At 48.7% G+C, this 768-nt stretch carries 1 protein-coding gene; it reads left to right on the forward strand.

Going from position 1 to position 768, the window contains the following annotated elements; translation table 11 throughout:
• Positions 1 to 768: GspE/PulE family protein (locus R7O13_RS26310; protein WP_318305135.1), on the forward strand; the 768-nt coding region annotated here is incomplete at both ends.

Raw genomic sequence — 768 nt, forward strand, 5'->3', positions numbered from 1 at the left:
CAGAAGTGCATGCTCGTCGTTTACGTGCAATGGTGGTAGCTCGTAATGGTGACACTCTACGTGTTGCGATGAGTGATCCTGCGGATCTGTTTACCCAAGAGTCTTTAATGAACTTGCTAGGTGAGTACAACCTTGAGTTCATCATTGCCTCTGAGCGTCAGTTGATCAGCAGTTTCGACCGTTACTACCGCCGTACTAAAGAGATCGCGTCCTTTGCTGAGCAGTTACAAGCAGAGCACCAAGACGTACAAAGCTTTGACTATGGCATCGATGAAGCCGACAGTGAAGAAGTCACCGTTGTAAAACTGGTTAATTCGATGTTTGAAGACGCGGTGCAAGTTGGTGCATCGGATATCCATATCGAACCAGACGATAAAGTCCTGCGTTTACGCCAGCGTGTCGATGGTGTGCTGCATGAAACCATTCTGAACGAAGTGAACATCGCTTCTGCATTGGTATTACGCCTTAAATTGATGGCGCACTTGGATATTTCTGAGAAGCGTCTGCCGCAAGATGGTCGCTTCAACATCAAAGTTCGTGGTCAATCGATTGATATTCGTATGTCGACGTTACCGACTCAGTACGGTGAATCGGTCGTAATGCGTCTGCTTAACCAGTCGTCAGGTTTACGTCCATTAGAAGAATCGGGTTTACCGCCTGAGCTACTGGCGCGCTTGCGTCGTCAGTTATCTCGTCCTCATGGCATGATTTTGGTAACTGGCCCTACGGGGCCGGGTAAAACCACGACACTTTACGGCGCGTTGAGTG

This window comes from Vibrio sp. Y176 (genome assembly GCF_033438945.1).